This window comes from Phyllobacterium sp. SL163, assembly GCF_049896885.1.
GTDB classification, from domain to species: Bacteria; Pseudomonadota; Alphaproteobacteria; order Rhizobiales; family Rhizobiaceae; genus Phyllobacterium; species Phyllobacterium calauticae.
Genome location: NZ_JAFCVE010000001.1, coordinates 392,074 through 407,241 on the forward strand (window position 1 = coordinate 392,074; position 15,168 = coordinate 407,241).

A 15,168-nucleotide genomic window follows, 5' to 3' on the forward strand; every position below is an offset into this window, starting at 1 on the left:
GTATAAGGGGACGCGGTTTCCGTTCGTCGCGAACATTTGTTTTGCTTTCTCCTTTTGAGTGCTATGGGAACGGGCAAAGAACGTATCGAACATCCTGACGCATTGCGCCGATGCAATGATCTTTCGAAGCCGACCGGCATGACCGGATTTTGATCGTAGTGCGGAAGGTTCACCTTGGTTTCTGGATTTTTCAAATGACCGATCTGTCAGTCGTAATTCCTGCCTATAATGAATCCGGAAACATCGGCGCCCTTGTCACCGAGATCAATCAGGCTCTTTCAGGTGTGGTCAGCTATGAGATATTGATCATCGATGACGGCTCGAATGACGGCTCGGCGGAAGAAGCGTTGAATGCGGGTCGCCACGTTCGCGTGCTGCGCCATAAAAACCGCACGGGCAAATCCAGGGCTCTTGTCAGCGGTTTTCAGGCCGCAAGGGGGCAATGGATCGCGACGCTGGACGGTGACGGGCAGAACAATCCGCTGGATCTGGCGCGCCTCTGGCCGCGTATTGCGCAATCCCAGCCTGCGCTGTTTGCCGGGGTCAGAAAACGCCGCAATGACGGGGTCGTGAAGTTGCTGACATCGAAATCCGCCAATTTCATCCGCAAGCGCCTTCTCAGGGACAACTGCAGGGATGCAGGGTGCGGATTCAAAGTCCTGCCGGCGTCCGTGGCAAGAGGGCTGCCCTACTTCGACAACATGCACCGTTTTCTTCCCGCCCTCTCGATCCGGGCCGGGCTGACTGTCGTCGAAGTCGACGTGGAAGACCGTCCCCGGCTGGCGGGTGTCTCCAAATACGGGTTTTTCGATCGCGCTGCGGTTGCGTTTCTCGACACTGTGGGTGTCTTCTGGCTTATCCGCCGATACTCTGATCCGGCAGGGGTAAGCGAGATGAATAACGCTGAAAGCTGAACGTCCTGATCTGGCCGTTGAAGTTTCTCAATGGGCTGTCAACGCGGGTCATGGGTCCGGCCGCGGCCGCATCGGCGGGCAGGAGTTCGAGCGTTTCTTTATCCGGTGCATCGCCGCCCTCCCAGACAAGGACGATATCGTCGGCCTTGCCGCTTGCCGGCGGCCAATGCAGCTGCACGGCGATGTTGGCGGCGTCGTCCTGCCGCTTGGCTGCTATCCGCGCCGGGGTTGAATTTTGCACGTGAATGGCATTGGCAACCGCATCGAATGGTATCGACAGGCGATCGTCACCGAACAGCAGCACAATGGCGAAGGCAATAGGCGCCAATGCGTAGAAACCACCGGATATGATCAGCAGGTTTCGCGCGCCATGCTTTTGCGGAAAGGACAGCGCCAGCAAAATGGCTGTGGGTGCCAGAATGGGTGCCATATAGCGCTCCGCGACGGAATGGTAGTCGGCAAAAAAGACGATCAAAGCAAAGGCCGTCAAACCGAGCACGACGGTACGGAACAGGACTTTCCTGACATCAGTGTCTCCGTCCGGAGCGGGTTTTGGATCGTCCTGCCAGCGGCCAATCAAAAAGATCACAAGAGCCGGGCCTGACCAGAGGAAGGTCGAGATGAAGAGGCTGAGAAGTCCGTCCACCCCAAACCCAGGAAGATCAAAAGGCTGGAGCATCGGGATAAGGTGGTTGAGCTTGACCATTCGACCGGCCGTCGCAGCCAGGGGTGCATTCAAGGAGGCCAAGGCCACAGGGCCCATGGCAAGCAGGAAAATGCCAAGGGATATCAATGCGGGTCTGCAGAAAATCTGACGGCGAATGGTCCTGTTGAGCGCGCAGGCGATCAGAAAGCTGAACAGGAACATGAAGAAGTTGTATTTTGCCAGCCCGCCAATGGCGGCCCATAGACCAAGCCAGACATAGGCGCTGTATCCTCGTCCCGACCGGATCAGAGCCAGAGCATGGATCGTGCCGATGGACGCAACGATCACCAGAAGTGTATGCGCTGTTGTCTGGATCGACATCCAGACAATCTGCGGCAGGAGGGCGGATGCCGCCAGGGCCAATACTCCGGCACGGTCGCCGCCCAATCGGCGTGCGGTATCGAATGAAAGCCAGTGATAGAGGCCAAGCAGGCAAAGACGGACCAGAACCGTCGCAACAACCCAGTTCCAACCGGTGAGCTCAAGCGCCACCCGCACAAGCCAATTGTAAAGCGGCGGGTGCGAATTGCCGTAAATCCAGGAAAAATCCACGGAACCGACGAACTGTGCTTCATCGATGTCGAGGAATGACGACAGTGCCAGCCTGAGTGCGATCAGGGCCGCTGTGTAGCATAGTATTGCAAGGGGGATTCGCCGGGCGAGGTAGGTCCAGTTGATCATCGGGCCGTCCAGTTTCAACGCTGCATAGACTCAAGATTGGATGCAGCCTGACGTCATTTCACATGTGTCGTATCCCACTACAACCAAGTCTCCATTGCCGCAATGCTACAAATTTCCAATGGAGAACCGTGCCAATGAATAAGGCCGCCGGCTTGATGCCGACGGCCTTTCACGCATTCAAATTGTTGTGACTACGCCCTGCGGAGCAGGCCTGCGATCAACGAGACGAGCAGCAACGCCAGGAACACAAAGAAAACAATCTTGGCTATCCCGACCGAAGCCCCGGCTATTCCGCCAAAGCCAAGTGCACCGGCCACGAGGGCAATAATAAGAAACACAACCGCATAATATAACATTATCAACTCCCTATCCTGTTGCATGCACAACGATCTAAGGGGTGCCTTTGTTCCATGCGGCAGCAGGTGCGGATGCTTTGCCGGCTCCTATGCCTTTGCCTTGCTGCTTTCCTTGAAGAACAACGCCTGTGTAATCAGGGCTTTGACCATGTCAGGGTTGAAGGGCTTGGTGACAAGGAAGGTCGGTTCCGGCCTTTCGCCGGTCAGGAGCCGCTCAGGAAACGCTGTGATGAAGATCACGGGAACCGCGTCCTGGCTCAGGATGTTGTTGACCGCATCGATGCCTGAACTGCCGTCGGCGAGCTGAATGTCGGCAAGAATCATGCTCGGATGTGTTTCCGCGTAGAGTTTCACGGCCTCGTCGCGGGTTCGTGCGATACCGACAACCCGATGACCCAGACTTTCCACCATATGTTCGATGTCCATGGCGATCAGCGGTTCGTCCTCGATGATCATGATATCGGTGGCGATCTGCCTGGAGATGCCGACGGAAGCCTCGTCGAGGAGAGCATAAAGCTCCTGCTCGTCTATATCGAGAATATCGAGGGTTTCAGCCTGGCTGAAGCCTTCAAGGCTGATGAGAAGGAAAGCCTGACGCGCGCGCGGGGCGATGGCCGTCAGGTTTGCTGCCGCGTGCTTTTCCCAGCCGAATTCCGATTGCAACTCGAGCGGGCGGACATTGACGGAATTGAAGTGCTTGATCAGCAGCTTGTAGAGGCTGACCCGGTCGGAGGTAGCTTCAGGAAAAAGGGAGACATCGCTGATAAGGATTTCGAGCGTCGCCGCTACATAAGCATCGCCTGACGATTGCGACCCGGTAATGGCGCGGGCGAAGCGGCGAAGATAGGGCAGATGTGGAGCGATCCGAGTGGACAATGACATTATGGTGATTTCCCGTTCCCGTTTGGGCATTGAAGACTAGTACGAACCAAAACACATTGGCGAAAAAAAAGTTCCCTGGCATGGAACTTTTCCTTCTCCAGGGGATTATCGACATTAATGTGCCTGCCAAAAGCTTTTGCGACGAATGACCAGCAAAGATAGTAGAATGAACGCCAACAAAAGTATCTCAGACGGCTCCGAAAAGGGTCGTGTCCGCCGCCGCGACGTCAGAAACGCGGAATCAGAAATTGGTTTGAAGCTGCGTGCGCTTTATGCCTCCGTACAGGAGGAGGAAATACCGGCACGTTTCCTCGACCTTCTGGAAAAGCTCGACGAAGCTGAACGCAACCATGCTCAGTCGTCAAAATAGCAGGCGGTCGAATGGTACATGAATCCCCTGATTTCAAGAGAAATCTGATTGCGTCCCTGCCGAAGCTGCGCGCATTCGCAGTATCGCTGATCGGCAATCCCGACCGCGCGGATGATCTCGTCCAGGACACGATCATGAAAGCGTGGGCCAAGCAGGATTCGTTCGAGCCCGGCACCAACATAAAGGCCTGGCTGTTTACGATCCTGCGCAATGAATTTTATAGCCAGATGCGCAAGCGCGGGCGCGAAGTGCAGGACTCGGATGGCATTTTCACCGAACAGCTTTCGGTGCATCCCTCCCAATACGGCGCGCTTGATCTGCAGGATTTCCGCAAGGCTTTGGAAAAGCTGCCCGACGATCAACGCGAGGCAATCATTCTTGTCGGAGCGTCCGGCTTTTCCTATGAAGAGGCGGCGGATATCTGTGCATGCGCCGTTGGGACAATCAAGAGCCGCGTCAGCCGTGCAAGAACACGCTTGCAGGAACTTCTCGATGTCCAGGGAGAGGTTGACTACGGCCCAGACTCCATTTCCACGCAGGTAACATCAAACAAGTTCGCCTGACGCGCCGTCTTCTTTTGCCGGCAGTGCTCTTAGAGCCATTCGGGCAAAAGCGGTGGTGACGGCTTGCAGGATCTGGGTCTTGCCATAGGGCTTCAAAACCACGGGAACATCGGCAAAACCGGCAATGCCGCTCCTTTGCTGATCATAGGCGGTGGCAAAGACAACGGGAACGCCCCGTTGCAGCATGAGGCTTGCGGCGTCCAGAGAGGAGGTGCCCCGCGCCTTGACTTCGAGAATGGCGATGTCGCATGGCGGCTGGCTCTCAATCCAGAATAGAAGCTCTGCAACGGTCGAGACGACATGAACGGATTTCGCGCCACATTCCTCCGCAATGCGCTCCAACTCGAGTGCGATCAGATATTCGTCCTCCAGAACCAGAAGTCGCTTGCCGGTCAATTCCATATCAACTGCTCCTAAAAGCAGTGCTTATGCGCTGAACGGAATAGGGTGTCATTTAACTATGACATGTCGAACGCGAAGAATTATCGGTCATTTCAATGGCAGCATGTTAGCGTGCTCAACAACTCTCGATTGAGAAATCAAATGAAAACAGCAACAGCTTCAGCAGTACGGCAATTCCCCTGCGAAAAATGCCCCTTGCAGGATTTCCCGCATTTCCAACCGCACGACAAGGACGAACTGGAGTTCCTGTCGGGCTTCAAGACGGGCGAGCTTGTTGCCGACGCCGGGACGACATTTCTGGTTGAAGGTGCCAACAGCGCGCACCTTTTCACGGTTCTGTCCGGTTGGGCGTTTCGCTACAAAACCCTGGAAGACGGCCGTCGGCAAATCCTCAACTACGTGCTGCCCGGCGATCTCATCGGGCTGCAGGGATCCCTGATGAAGGAGATGCAGCACTCCATCGAAGCCATGTCGCCGGTGATTTTGTGTGTTTTCCAGCGTGACAAACTCCCCAACCTTTTTCGCACCTTTCCAAGCCTTGCCTACGATATTACCTGGCTGGCGTCCCGCGAAGAGCAGATGCTGGATGAAATCCTGCTCAGTGTCGGGCGTCGCACCGCATTGGAGCGCGCGGCCTATCTGTTTGCCTTCATTTTTCAGCGTGCCAAGTCGGTCGGCATGGTCAAGAACAACAAGTTGTTTGTGCCGCTGAAACAACAGCACGTTGCCGATACGCTCGGATTGTCCATCGTGCATACGAACAAGACGCTCAAGAAACTAGCGGCGCGCGGTGCATTGCGCTGGGTTGACCGGGGCTGTGAAGTCCTCAATGAAACGACCCTTCTGGATATATCGGGATGGCAAGGTTTGCCGAAGCTGCCAAGACCCTTTATCTAGTTCGTGTATATGGCGGGCCGAGCATACGAGGCCTGTTTTGGCAGGAGCAGTGCAGTTGGTGCAGTGGCGCAGAGTTTTGGCAGGCTTTTCGGAGAGACCCCGGCGCGGGTTGGCCATCATCATCTCGCTTGCCCTGATCATCACCGCTGCGACGTCGACCGTCATCCTGACCCGCGGCTTCAACAACCAGATGGACGACGTCATTGCCACCTACCGGGTCCGGGAGCAGGCGGATGGCGCACTCGCCCTCTTGAACGAAGCGCATACCAGTCAACGCGGTTATCTCCTGACCCAAAACCCCGCCTTCCTCGATCTCTATCGTGCGGCCGCGTCCCACCTTGCCGAATCGCTGAATACGCTGAACGAGATGACAAGAGGCAATCCCCGGCAACAGGCCATTGTCAGCCAAATTCAGGATCTGGCGAAGCAGAAGCAGCAAAAGGTCGAAGCGGCCATATCGATGTCTCTTGCGGGGAACAACAGCGAAGCTCTGGCTTCACTCGGCTCCGATTTCGGCATCGGCCAGATGGATGAAGTCAGGAAAACCATCAACAGTTTCCTGGGTGAAGAAGATCGTCGGCTGATTGCCCGCAACATAGCCATGGACAAGTTGCGCTTCTGGCTGACCATTGCCTCGATCCTGGCCCTCGCAGGTGCACTGATACTCGCCTATATCCTTGCCAGCCGCACCAAGCGCTATGTGCGCAAGCTGACCGAAGGTCAATCGACGCTGCTTTCTGAAAAATCGCAACTGGAAGAAATGGTTCAACTGCGCACCGCCGAGCTCGAAAAGGCCATGCTGATTGCCAAGCGGGAGCGCGCGCGCGTGGAAACGCTCCTGCAGGATTCCGATCATCGCATCGGCAATTCGCTGGCGACCGTGTCATCGCTTCTTGGCATCCAGATGCACGGCGTTTCGTCAGACGAAATCCGCGTGGCCCTCGGCGCGGCGCGTGATCGAATCCAGACGATTTCTTCGGCACACCGCCGGCTCCGGCTGGGAAAGGATCACGAAACCGTTCGGGCCGATGAGTATTTGCCGGAGATTATGGCCGACATCAGGGAAGCGCATTTTCACGACCGGGATATCCGGATCGAAGCCCATTTCGAACCGATTGATCTGAGCTCCCGGGATGCCACAACCCTCGGTATCATTATCGGTGAGCTGACGATGAACGCGATCAAACACGCATTTCCGCATAATCGCGCGGGGTTGATCGAAATCAGCCTGCAGCGTGATGCCCACGGCATTATAGCCCTCACCATTGCTGATGATGGCATCGGCATCCAGAAAAAACTCCACAAGCGGGCGACAGGTTTGGGCTCCGTGATCGTCGCACAGCTCTGCCAGCAATTTGGCGGTGCGGTGACCTATGGCGCCAAAGATGGTGGCGGCACGATCGTGACGGTCACGTTCCCCTCCCTTCGCAGTGCAGCTGCGCCGGAAAACGCGAAGGCGGAAGACGAATGAGTGGCAGTCAGAGGGTTGCCGCCCCGGTTTCCGGCATGTCGGCTTTCAGCTGTTCCAGCGCAAGTTCGATGTCGCGCAAGGTCCGGGTAGCGCCGTCCTCATTGTCCATTCCACCTTCCGTCGCTGCCCGCTGCAATCCTCTGGCTTCGCTGAGCAGTTCCCGCAGCTTTTCGATTTTCACGATCCTGTCCAGACTATTGTCCGATAGAATGTCCTTCGCTTCGCGCATAGATTTCTCCTTTGCATTCCTCACGCAACAGAAACGACGGGCGCTATTAAATGTTCCGGGCGGGGAACAAAGGGGTATGCGTTGCGTTGATAATCGAAGCTGTTTCAATGTTAAGAGTAAGGACGGCTCGATGAGGGGCGTCATGTGACTATGAAGTCAGACCAAATTTCAGAAAACATGTCAGGATTTCTGTCAGAGCCCGCTCGTCTGGACGCTGTTTCCATGCTGAGCGGCCTTGAATTTCAGCCTGAAAGCGAGCTTCACGGACTAGCCTCTCTGGCCTTGTCATTCTCGAATGCCGATGTTGCGCTGATCGTGGCGGTCGGTGAGACGCAAACCCGGATACTGGCGCAGGCCGGAAACGCGCCGGCGGGACGCACCGATTTCTGGGTGTTCGGCGCAAATGCGCTGGTCCTGCCAGAGGGAGAATCGCTGGTCGTTCCCGATGTGACGGCAGACAAGCGATTTTCCGGGGGTGTGGCGGGCTCAGCCGGCAATGATGTGCGGTTTGTTGCAGCAACGCCCGTCGAGGTTGGTGGCGCGCGGGTAGCTGCGCTTATCATCGCCTCGGCGCAGCCCGGACAAACGGCAACCACGCTGCTGCAATCCCAGTTGAAACAGGTGGCCAGGCTTGCCGGTTCCTTTCTCAAAATGAAGTGCGATGCACAAAGCAATGTCCGGTCCATCGAAACCCTGAACAGGGATGAACTGCGCCATGATATGGCACTGGAGGTTGGAAATGTCGGCAGCTGGGTTTGGGACCTGAAGACCGGAAAATTCACCGGCAACAAGATGGCGTATTCCATGCTCGGCCTTAGCGGCGACAAGCCGATAAGCGGCGAAGATGTTTTCCGCGCCATGCATCCGGATGATTTTCCATTGATGAAATCGGCGTTCACCCGCGCAATGGCACATAACCAGGATTACATCGGCGAATTTCGCGCCGCATCCTCCGGCCAGTGGCTGCTCGGACGCGGCCGTGTCTTTGAACGGGATGCCGCCGGCAGGCCGCTTGTAGCCGTTGGCGTTAATATCGATATCACCAGCACGCGAAATGCCGCCGAGAAAACCCGGCTGCTGTTGCGGGAATTGAATCACCGGGTCAAGAATACGCTGGCCATGCTGCAATCGCTGGCGCGGCAGACATTGAACCGGACCTTGGATCCGGCGGAATTCATGGAGGCTTTCTCCGGTCGGCTGCGGGCGATCTCCGAGGCACACACGCTTTTGTCGGATCGTGAATGGAGCGGCATCAGTCTCGTTGACCTCATCACCAAGCAGGTCGAACCCTATGCGATTTATGATCCGGCCCAGGTCGTGCTGGAAGGCGAGGACATGATTCTCCCGCCCGATCATGCCTTGGGACTTGGCATCGCGTTGCACGAACTTGCCACCAATGCGGCCAAGCATGGTGCTCTGTCCTCCGCACGGGGGAGGGTGCGTGTGTCATGGCAGACGGAAACCGGGCTCGATGAATCCAGGGTTGTGATTCACTGGGTCGAATCCGATGGGCCCCGTGTCATACCTCCTGCCGCCCGAGGACTTGGCGAGCGGCTGATTGAACGCAGCCTGGACAAAGTTCTGTCGAGCAGCGTCCGGTTGAGTTACCCCGAAACCGGCATGGAAGTTCTGATTTCGATGCCGATAAAGGAAGGATCAGCCGCTGTCGTTGGATGATGGTTTCTTCTTGGTGAGAAGCGAAAGTCCGGCAAAGGCGATGACCGGTACGGCGAGCATCAGCAGTCCCCGCGATTTCAAGATGGTTGGCGCGGCGGCAAGTGCAGCGACGGTCAGCAGGGTTGAGGTATCGACCTTTGACCGCTCGCGCTGCCGCTTGCGTGCAACCGTTTCAGCAACTTTCATGATGATGTAGGCCAGAAGCGCAAGGACGATCGCGCCGCCGGCCAGGATTAGGGCGGCGTACAAATCGCCGAAATGCCGAGAAAGCGCGATATAGCCCGCGACGAGCAGGAAGACGCCGGCAATCGCCAGCAGAATGCCGATCAGCGCGAGGAAGACCGCACGGCGCTTTGCCCGGCTCACAGCGGAACCGAGCTCTCCAGAAACCGCACTGGACAGAAGGGGGGCCAGCAGTTTCAGCATGTCAGCGGCGGGCGATCAGAGCCAGAAGAAATCCCACGCCCGCAGCGACGGCAACGGTTGTCAGGGGGTTCTCGCGCACAGTCTCTGTCAATTGATCCTCGAGCGCCTTGGCCTGAGACCGTATTTCATCCAGTGCGTCTTCGCCGCGTGCCCTGGCGTTCTCGAAGGTCGAGGATGCATTACTGCTCGCCTCTTTTGCGGAGGTCTTGCCAATTTTGGCGAGTGTTGCCGCAATGTTCGCGATGTCCTCTTTCAACGCGGCAACCTGAGCTTGCAGATCCGGGTTGGACTCCGTTGCATCGTCCACGGCTTTGCGAACTTTCGAAGAAACTGACGCCATTAAAGGAACTCCTTGAGAAATATAAGTTTCATGGGGATTGAAACGCCCCGCTTGCGGTTTGGTTCCATGCGGAAGCGGAGACCGCTGCTCATGCAGCGGTCTCCCTGCATTGGGCTGCAAACACTGTTATTCGGCGCTGCCGCGCAGCAGGATTTTCTCGCTGTCGGCCTTGTAGGCTTCCTCGCTATAGGCGGGATGGGCCTGTAGCTGCTGCTTCGTGAAGGGCGTGTAGACGGCGATCTTGCCGTCCTTGTCCGACAGTAGGTCGAGATTCTCGATGGAAATGGCGATGGGTTTCTTGCCCAGGCCAAGGAAACCGCCGACGTCCACGACGAAGGCTTCGACCTGACCGTCGGGGGTCATCAACGCGTCGCCCACGGAACCAAGCGTCTCATCATCCGAGCCATAGACGGTCGTGCCGATCAATTTTTCCGCGCTGACGGCGGTTGCCGGTACAGCTTTCAACCCGTCACGCGTCGCCATTGTGGCTTGCGGGGCCGGCTTGGCAGGCGCAAGAGACGGCTTCAGAACATCGGCCGCGGGGTGCCCGTCGAGCAAAGCCGCCTTGTCAAAGGCAGGCGCCTTTTCCAGCTCCTCCTTGCTGGTGGCGATGACGAGCCAACGCGTACCGTCCGCCCGGTCAGCCCAGGCCAGACCATCCAGTCCAACGGCCACATCCTTCTCGCCGATGCCGATAAATCCGCCAACGCCGATGATTGCCGCCTCAGCCGTGCCATTGGCGTCAAGCACCAGATCTTTGACCGCGCCGATCGAGACGGAATCATCCTTGGCGCCGTTATAGACTTTCTGCCCGATCAAGCCGGAAGCCAGGATTTGCCCGGCTGCAGATTCGACATAGCGCCCGGCATTTTGCGCAGGCTTGCTTTTGTCGTGGAAAATGCCGTGCGTTGCCGCTGAACCCGGTTCCTGGGCCTGGGCGAAACCGGATGTTGCCAGGACTGTGATCAAGGCAGTGGTCATCAAGAGACGTTTGGTCATGCGAATATGATTCCTGTATAATATCGTGATGTGAAGAAGCGCCGGGACAATGGCCGGCATGAAGGCAGCGCCGCGCAACGTTCCTACGAGAGATAGCCGAGGAACCAGAGAATAAGGATGATCGGTATTGGCAGGCCGATGAGCCAAAGTAAAACTCCACGCAGCATAGTGTGTCGATCCTTTCGTCAGGTCTGATCCGGGCAATCAGAGTTCAAACAGTTCCGTTAGATGCGGCCCAAAAGCAGCAGGATGAGCAGAATCACCAGGACAATCCCAAGCAAACCGGAAGGGCCGTAACCCCATGCCCGCGCGTGGGGCCAGCTTGGAAACACGCCGATCAGCGCCAGTATCAGAATGATGATCAGGATCGTTGTCACCGGCATTCTCTGCTTCTCTCCTTTGAGCGGCCCGATGCATTGAAAACTTCCGATATCGATTTTTGTTCCGGCCGCTGCAGCGTTTCGATGCTGCTCCATGCAGTGCGAAAGAACGGGTTGGTGTCGTTTTCGTAGGTCTTGGCGGGGGCCATGCAACCAAATTCAGCCGGCTTCGTTTCAGAGTGTTATCGAACGGAGAGGGATTTTCATGAATTCGGAGAAGCGGGCTGGCTATGCCGTCTGAGAATGTAAGGGAGGCGTCCCCGCGCGCCGTTGAGCGCGTCAGTCAAAGGTCAATTTATGCGCCTGCTCCTCCCGATGCCGACGGGCGAATGCAGTTCCCGCCCATCATTGTGGCCATTGCGGTGGTCGCTGCGCTGTATTTTGCCCGGGATATTTTTGTTCCGCTGGCGCTGGCGCTGCTCTTGACCTTTGCCTTGTCGCCGCTGGTCACTCAGCTTCACCGCTTCGGTGTGCCGAAGATTCTTTCGGTTATCGCCGTGGTGCTGACCGCGTTTATCGCCATATTCCTGTTTGCCACGATTGTGGTCGGGCAGCTCACGGTTCTGGCGCAAAATCTGCCAAGCTACCAGTACAACATTGAGGCAAAGATCAGGACCATCAAGGACGCGCAGTCCGGTAACGGTGTTTTTGACCGCGGTGCGCGCATGTTCAAACGGCTCAATGAAGAAATTGGCCGCTCCGATGAAGTGGAGCGGTTTCCCGCGCAAAACGGCGCAGGCACACAGGCACAACAACCTCCTGAGAATGTGACGCCGAACAATCAGGCAGAAAACAAGTCTCCCCTCGCAAAAGGTGATCCGGATAAACCCGTTCCGGTCGAAATCCGTTATCCGGCCCCGGATCCCCTGCAATTGCTGCAAACCGTCGCCGTGCCCTTGATTCAGCCGCTGGCAACGGTCGGCATTGTCGTGGTCTTTGTCATCTTCATGCTGCTGCGGCGGGAAGATTTGCGTGACCGCTTCATCCGGCTTGTGGGAGCCAGCGACATTCACCGCACGACCACGGCATTGCATGATGCGGGCAAGCGGGTCGGGCAATATCTCCTGATGCAGCTTGTGATCAATATCTGCTTTGGTGTCCCGATCGGCATCGGCCTCTGGCTGATTGGTATCCCCAATCCGATGCTGTGGGGCCTTCTCGCCATCGCCCTGCGTTTCGTGCCCTATATCGGACCATTCATTGCCGCATCTTTCCCGCTCATGCTTGCGTTGGCGGTCGATCCCGGCTGGATGCTCCTGTTGTGGACCGCCGCCTTGTTCATCGTTCTCGAGTTGATCAGCAACAATGTCATGGAGCCGGTGCTCTATGGTTCGAGGACCGGACTCTCGCCGGTTGCCATCCTGCTTGCGGCGATAGTCTGGACCTGGATATGGGGCCCGATCGGGCTCCTGCTTTCCACGCCGCTGACGGTCTGTCTCGTGGTGCTCGGGCGTCACGTGCCGCGCTTCGAGTTCCTGGATGTGCTGCTTGGCAACGAACCCGTATTGTCGCCGCCGCAACAGCTTTATCAGCGGTTGTTGTCCGGCGATCCCGACGAGGCGACGGAAAAAGCGGAAGACTATCTGCAGTCATCGGCGATTGCGGATTACTACGCATCCGTTGCTGTCCCTGCGCTGTTTCTCGCCGAGCATGACCGGGGACGGGGCGTGCTGGATGCTGCGCGCCGCAGCCGCGTGGCACAAAGCATGATACGCCTTGTGGAAAATCTCTCGGAACATCAGGACGTGCAAGGCGAGGATGATGAAGATCATGTCGAACCGGCCAAGAGCGGGCGCAGCAAGAGCGAAGAGCCAAGGACGATCATTTCAGCGGGTGGGCGAGGCGATCTCGACGACGCGGCAGCGGTGATCATTGGCGATATCCTGGAGCGGGGTGACTTCGAGGTTCGCGACATCACGCATGACGAGCTTGAAGCCGTGAATATCGGCAAGCTCGACCTTGCCGATGCGAGTGCGATCTATATCAGCTATCTCAACATGTCTTCGGTGGCCCATGCCCGTTATCTCGTCCGTCGTATTCGCAGGCGGAATGGGCGTATCAAAATCATTGTCGGCTTCTGGGCCGAGGATGCAGGCACTGTTGAAGGTGACAAGATCGTTGGATCAAGCCGAAATTGCTATTTTGCCTCGAACATCGAAGCGGCAATCAAACAGGTTGCCGGGTGATATCCGGGATATTCGGGAAAGCCTTCCCGCGGATGGGAACCAAGATGACTCTGTGACGTTTCGCAGAAGCTGGTTACACGTTGACCGGCACGTTCAGAACCCGGTGCCTGTTCCCCCGTGGGCACCGGGTTTTTGCTTTGATATAAAAATTATCCTTTAAATTCAATATTTTAAGTATTTTTGATTTCGCGGGAACCGGAAGCGCCACCGCCCGTTTACCTCTGGTGAGTGAACATTCAAGGAGTGTACCGATGGGTAGCACAGGTGACAAGATTTCCGGACTTGCCAACAAAGCCGCTGGCAACATCAAACAGGCAGCGGGCAAGGTAACAGGCTCCAAGAAGCTGCAGGCCGAAGGCAAGGCTCAGGAACTGAAGGGCGATGCCCAAGAGATGAAGGGCAAGGCCAAGGATGCCGTGAAGAAGGTCGTTGACCGCGCTTGACTGTTCCTATGGCTGAAGTTTGAACCGGCTCGCAATCGAGCCGGTTGCTTTTTGCGCAATAGTCTGTCGTGCTGAGCTGCGATTTTCAAAAAGCGATATTCTTACAGGTTGATGGGGATGTGTTCATGAGACTGAATGTCGGGTGTGAATTGCGTTTTGACTTTGTTCAGGAAACACCCTTGATTGCCATCTTGAACGTGCACCATTCGCGCGTCGAGGACATTGAAGGCGTCGAGACATTCCAGTCGACATTCGGTTCGAGCGTCGACGGTTATCACGACCAGTTCGGCAACTGGTGCAACCGCATCCTGGCTGCGCCCGGCCCGTTCATCTGTTCGACCAATGCGATTGTCCGCGATAGCGGTATGCCGGATCCTGTTGTGCTGGAGGCTGTCCAGCACCGCGTGCAGGACTTGCCTGCGGAGACACTGGTCTATCTCCTGGGCAGCCGCTATTGCGAGACGGATGTCTTGAGCGAAGAAGCATGGCGGCTGTTCGGCAATACGCCAGAGGGTTGGCAACGGGTGCAAGCCGTTTGCGACTATGTCCATAATCACATCACATTCGGCTATGCGTTTTCCAATCCGACACGGACCGCCGCATCGGGCTATGCGGAAGGCCGAGGCGTTTGCCGGGATTTTACCCATTTGGCCGTGGCTTTTTGCCGGTGTCTCAATATTCCGACGCGCTACAGCACGGGCTATATCACCGATATCGGCGTACCGCCGCCCCATTCGGCGATGGATTTCTGCGCCTGGATGGAAGTCTATCTGGGTGGACAGTGGCATGCGTTCGATCCGCGCAACAACAAGCCCCGTATCGGGCGGATCAAGGTGGCGCACGGAAGAGATGCGGCCGATGTTCCATTGACCAATATTTTTGGTCCCAATGTGCTGACAAAATTCACGGTTTGGGCTGAAGAGGCGGTGTGATATCCTGCTTTTTTCGCAACCTTCTCCGCTGCCAGCTGTTTTGACTGGTGATATACAGGAGGAAAGCATGAGCCAACGTGCGATCGATTTCGTCAATAGCTGGATAGAAGCCAATGTTCATGCCACGCGTCCGGCAGATATGGCGCATCATGATCCAAGGCCCAAACAACTGGTCGCAAAATGCACCGCCGCCGCGGAGGCTATCGGCATCTCGAAGGAAGAGATTCTGGATGGCTTGGGGGATCTGGAAATTTGCATGATCGCCGCCATTGACCGGGCTGCATTTGCCAAGGATATCAAGCGGGCCTAGGCTG

The 15,168-nt window shown here is 56.7% G+C and carries 19 protein-coding genes; 10 read left to right on the forward strand and 9 right to left on the reverse strand.

Annotated features, from left to right (window positions below; genetic code table 11):
* Positions 1–194 precede the first annotated feature (194 nt).
* A complete protein-coding gene (locus ACP7B1_RS01920; protein WP_346306296.1) occupies positions 195–914 on the forward strand; it encodes a glycosyltransferase family 2 protein in 720 nt (239 codons plus the stop codon).
* Here the strand turns inward: ACP7B1_RS01920 and ACP7B1_RS01925 are convergent.
* The 3 genes from ACP7B1_RS01925 to ACP7B1_RS01935 form a co-directional block, all read right to left on the reverse strand.
* Positions 856–2,301: an ArnT family glycosyltransferase gene (locus ACP7B1_RS01925; RefSeq protein ID WP_346306297.1), complete on the reverse strand. Its 1,446-nt coding sequence runs from the start codon at positions 2,299–2,301 to the stop codon at positions 856–858. The genes ACP7B1_RS01920 and ACP7B1_RS01925 overlap by 59 nt on opposite strands.
* A 191-nt stretch (positions 2,302–2,492) precedes the next feature.
* Positions 2,493–2,657, reverse strand: coding sequence for a DUF1328 domain-containing protein (locus ACP7B1_RS01930; RefSeq protein WP_346306316.1), 165 nt, complete (start codon positions 2,655–2,657; stop codon positions 2,493–2,495).
* A gap of 87 nt (positions 2,658–2,744) precedes the next feature.
* Positions 2,745–3,539, reverse strand: a complete 795-nt coding sequence (locus ACP7B1_RS01935; protein ID WP_346306298.1) for a response regulator — start codon at positions 3,537–3,539, stop codon at positions 2,745–2,747.
* Positions 3,540–3,705: 166 nt separating this feature from the next.
* On the opposite strand from ACP7B1_RS01935, the gene ACP7B1_RS01940 reads away from it, so the two are divergent.
* Entirely contained in the window at positions 3,706–3,909 is a 204-nt protein-coding gene (locus ACP7B1_RS01940) for a NepR family anti-sigma factor (RefSeq protein ID WP_223613786.1), read from the forward strand.
* An 11-nt stretch (positions 3,910–3,920) separates the two neighbouring features.
* On the forward strand, positions 3,921–4,472 hold the full coding sequence (locus tag ACP7B1_RS01945; protein ID WP_223613785.1) for an RNA polymerase sigma factor: 552 nt from the start codon (positions 3,921–3,923) through the stop codon (positions 4,470–4,472).
* Here the strand turns inward: ACP7B1_RS01945 and ACP7B1_RS01950 are convergent.
* The gene (locus ACP7B1_RS01950) at positions 4,455–4,874 is read right to left on the reverse strand and encodes a hypothetical protein (RefSeq protein ID WP_346306299.1); all 420 of its coding nucleotides are present in this window, start codon (positions 4,872–4,874) and stop codon (positions 4,455–4,457) included. The two genes, ACP7B1_RS01945 and ACP7B1_RS01950, sit on opposite strands and share 18 nt — an antisense overlap.
* A gap of 141 nt (positions 4,875–5,015) precedes the next feature.
* On the opposite strand from ACP7B1_RS01950, the gene ACP7B1_RS01955 reads away from it, so the two are divergent.
* Both ACP7B1_RS01955 and ACP7B1_RS01960 read left to right on the forward strand, forming a co-directional pair.
* Positions 5,016–5,771 carry a Crp/Fnr family transcriptional regulator gene (locus ACP7B1_RS01955; RefSeq protein ID WP_346306300.1) on the forward strand — a complete coding sequence of 252 codons (756 nt, stop codon included), beginning with the start codon at positions 5,016–5,018 and terminating at the stop codon, positions 5,769–5,771.
* On the forward strand, positions 5,680–7,242 hold the full coding sequence (locus ACP7B1_RS01960) for a sensor histidine kinase (RefSeq protein ID WP_346306301.1): 1,563 nt from the start codon (positions 5,680–5,682) through the stop codon (positions 7,240–7,242). Before ACP7B1_RS01955 ends, ACP7B1_RS01960 begins: the two co-directional genes overlap by 92 nt.
* 7 nt (positions 7,243–7,249) lie before the next feature.
* Here the strand turns inward: ACP7B1_RS01960 and ACP7B1_RS01965 are convergent, their stop codons facing one another.
* Complete coding sequence (locus tag ACP7B1_RS01965) at positions 7,250–7,471, reverse strand: hypothetical protein (RefSeq protein ID WP_346306302.1); 222 nt, start codon at positions 7,469–7,471, stop codon at positions 7,250–7,252.
* Between the two features lie 222 nt (positions 7,472–7,693).
* Between ACP7B1_RS01965 and ACP7B1_RS01970 the strand changes: the two genes are divergently transcribed.
* Entirely contained in the window at positions 7,694–9,148 is a 1,455-nt protein-coding gene (locus tag ACP7B1_RS01970) for a sensor histidine kinase (RefSeq protein WP_346306303.1), read from the forward strand.
* Here the strand turns inward: ACP7B1_RS01970 and ACP7B1_RS01975 are convergent.
* The 4 genes from ACP7B1_RS01975 to ACP7B1_RS01990 form a co-directional block, all read right to left on the reverse strand.
* Positions 9,128–9,574, reverse strand: coding sequence for a hypothetical protein (locus tag ACP7B1_RS01975; RefSeq protein ID WP_346306304.1), 447 nt, complete (start codon positions 9,572–9,574; stop codon positions 9,128–9,130). The genes ACP7B1_RS01970 and ACP7B1_RS01975 overlap by 21 nt on opposite strands.
* 1 nt (position 9,575) lies before the next feature.
* Complete coding sequence (locus tag ACP7B1_RS01980) at positions 9,576–9,914, reverse strand: DUF883 family protein (RefSeq protein ID WP_223613778.1); 339 nt, start codon at positions 9,912–9,914, stop codon at positions 9,576–9,578.
* Between the two features lie 126 nt (positions 9,915–10,040).
* Positions 10,041–10,913: a PRC-barrel domain-containing protein gene (locus ACP7B1_RS01985; RefSeq protein ID WP_346306305.1), complete on the reverse strand. Its 873-nt coding sequence runs from the start codon at positions 10,911–10,913 to the stop codon at positions 10,041–10,043.
* Between the two features lie 224 nt (positions 10,914–11,137).
* Positions 11,138–11,296, reverse strand: a complete 159-nt coding sequence (locus ACP7B1_RS01990) for a DUF3309 family protein (RefSeq protein ID WP_346306306.1) — start codon at positions 11,294–11,296, stop codon at positions 11,138–11,140.
* Between the two features lie 326 nt (positions 11,297–11,622).
* Here ACP7B1_RS01990 and ACP7B1_RS01995 point away from each other — a divergent pair, with 326 nt between their 5' ends.
* From ACP7B1_RS01995 to ACP7B1_RS02010, 4 genes are all read left to right on the forward strand, one after another.
* Positions 11,623–13,479, forward strand: a complete 1,857-nt coding sequence (locus ACP7B1_RS01995) for an AI-2E family transporter (protein WP_346306307.1) — start codon at positions 11,623–11,625, stop codon at positions 13,477–13,479.
* A gap of 251 nt (positions 13,480–13,730) precedes the next feature.
* Complete coding sequence (locus ACP7B1_RS02000) at positions 13,731–13,922, forward strand: CsbD family protein (protein WP_223613774.1); 192 nt, start codon at positions 13,731–13,733, stop codon at positions 13,920–13,922.
* Between the two features lie 125 nt (positions 13,923–14,047).
* A complete protein-coding gene (locus ACP7B1_RS02005; RefSeq protein WP_346306308.1) occupies positions 14,048–14,854 on the forward strand; it encodes a transglutaminase family protein in 807 nt (268 codons plus the stop codon).
* A 67-nt stretch (positions 14,855–14,921) separates the two neighbouring features.
* A complete protein-coding gene (locus ACP7B1_RS02010) occupies positions 14,922–15,164 on the forward strand; it encodes a hypothetical protein (RefSeq protein WP_346306309.1) in 243 nt (80 codons plus the stop codon).
* The last annotated feature ends 4 nt before the right edge of the window (positions 15,165–15,168 follow it).